Genomic DNA, 1,803 nt, shown 5'->3' with positions numbered 1-1,803 from the left:
TTTGTTAATACATTTCCGTTAGCTGGAACTTGTCCTGTTGTTGAAACATAATCATCATTGGCATGCGTACTGTTTGGTGAACCTAATGGCAATACATCTACTTCAACTGTCGCATTTGCACATAATCCTGATGGAGTCTCACATATTGTATAAACAAAACTATCTGTTCCTGTAAAGCCTGTAGTTGGTGTATATGTTATTGTTCCATCTGTATTGATTACTGCTGTTCCATTTGCTGGTGCAGTCATAATTGTAGTTGGATTACCTAATATTCCTCCTATATTTCCTGCTCCATCATTACCTTTCACTGCTATAACTACTGGTTTGTCAACCAATGTTACTGCCGTATCATTATTGGCAATCGGTGGATTAACATTTGACAATGGAGATACTACGGTGATCGTTAAAGTCTCCGTTGGACATGGTTTAATCGCTCCAGGTACACATACTGGTACATTAAATACATAAACTCCCGCGGTAGGTGTCGTAAAGACATATGTTCCGTCAGGGTTAAAAACTGGTACTTCTGTACTTGGATTCGATGCGTTGGCAAGTGGACTACCATAAGTAGTACCTACTGGTACCGTATCATTGGTAGAGACATTTCCAGGAATAACTGTGTTTACATTTCCTGCATTGATATCTGGAGTAGTGCAAAGATTAACATTTACAATTACTGCCTCTGATGTTGTTGATGAACATAAACCACTTTTAATAATAGCTCTATAGCTTGTTGTCGCGGTTAAGTTAGTAGCGGTTAATGTATTTGTAGTATTTACTATGGAAGTACCTGCTGTAGTAAAACCATCTAATGAACTTTCCCATCCAATAATTGTTCCTGTGTAACCACTTAATGTTAAGGTTGTACTATTAGTACCTGCACATACTGTTGCTGCTCCAGTTATTTTACCTCCAACACTTGTTGGATCAATTGTTACTTTTGCACTTCCGGTTGCAGTTCCTGTACAATTTTTATCACTTACTGATGATACTGAATATGTACCAGTTGTGCTTGCATTAATTGTATATGGTGATGTTAAAATTCCTGTAATTGTAGTTGGAGTCGTTCCATCAGTATAGGTAATAGACCATGGAGCGTTACCTAATAAAGCTACTCTTACTGCAACTGTAGTTCCTTCACAGGCTGTACCACCACCAGTTACGGTAGCTGCTGCTGGACATAAACAATTTGGTGCTACTCCTGCTACATTTAAAGTATTACATTTATTTACATCTTGTACATTTACATTATAAGGTGTGCTTGTTGAAATTACATCTGAGGTCCAAGTTGCACCATCCCAAGTACCTGGTGCACCTGTACCTGTAGCAACGTAAGCACCTGATCCTGAAACAGTAAAAGTTACTTTATACTCAACACCATTAGTCTCACAATTCGCTGAAGCTGATCCGTTTAAAGCTACTTTTGGATTCACTTTTACAGTACCTACACTTGATTTTATCTCAGGACACATACCACTTTTGATGATAGCTCTATAGCTAGTTGTAGCTGTTAAATTTTCTACTGTTAAAGTAGTTGTAGCATTTGTGATGGCAGTACCTGCTGTAACAAAGCCATCTAATGAACTTTCCCATCCAGTAATAGTACCTGTGTAACCACTTAATGTTAAGGTCGTACTGTTGGTACCTGTACATACAGGAGTCGTATCAGCAATAGTACCTCCAACACTTGCTGGATTCACTGTTACTGTTACTGCTTTAGCAGTACCTGAAGTATTTTCACAAGTTGAAGTTCCTGTTACCGTTACATAATAAGTAGTGGTAGCGGTTAAAACTGGTGTAGTA

Annotated in this window: 1 protein-coding gene; it reads right to left on the bottom strand. The window is 38.3% G+C overall.

Annotated features, from left to right (window positions below):
* Window positions 1-1,803: Ig-like domain-containing protein (locus M2326_RS17445; protein ID WP_264620818.1), on the bottom strand; the 1,803-nt coding region annotated here is incomplete at both ends.

Source organism: Flavobacterium psychraerolatum (genome assembly GCF_025960985.1).
Lineage (GTDB): Bacteria > Bacteroidota > Bacteroidia > Flavobacteriales > Flavobacteriaceae > Flavobacterium.
This window is presented reverse-complemented; position numbering and strand designations above follow the sequence as displayed.